The organism is Streptomyces sp. SID13726 (genome assembly GCF_010548375.1).
GTDB lineage: Bacteria > Actinomycetota > Actinomycetes > Streptomycetales > Streptomycetaceae > Streptomyces.
Genome location: NZ_JAAGLY010000618.1, coordinates 1 through 414 on the forward strand (window position 1 = coordinate 1; position 414 = coordinate 414).

Annotated in this window: 1 pseudogene; it reads right to left on the reverse strand. The window is 69.8% G+C overall.

Annotated features, from left to right (window positions below):
• Positions 1-414: pseudogene (locus G3I78_RS49415) on the reverse strand (NADH dehydrogenase subunit D); the annotation flags it as partial.

Here is a 414-nt window from a genome sequence, read left to right on the forward strand (position 1 = left end):
TGGCCGCCCTCGCACATCGCCGCCATGGCCTGCAGGTTGGTGAAGGACGGATCGCGGAAGTGGACCCGGTAGGGGCGGGTGCCGCCGTCGGAGACGACGTGGACCCCGAGCTCGCCCTTGGGCGACTCGACGGCCGCGTACGCCTGCCCGGCCGGTACCCGGAAGCCCTCGGTCACCAGCTTGAAGTGGTGGATGAGGGCCTCCATGGAGGTGCCCCTGATGTTCTTGATGTGGTCGAGCGAGTTGCCGAGGCCGTCCGGGCCCATCGCGAGCTGCCCCGGCCAGGCGATCTTCTTGTCGGCGACCATGACCGGGCCCGGCTCCAGCCGTTCCAGGCACTGCTCGACGATCCGCAGGGACTGGCGCATCTCCTCGCGGCGGATCAGGAACCGCCCGTACGAGTCGCAGCTCTCG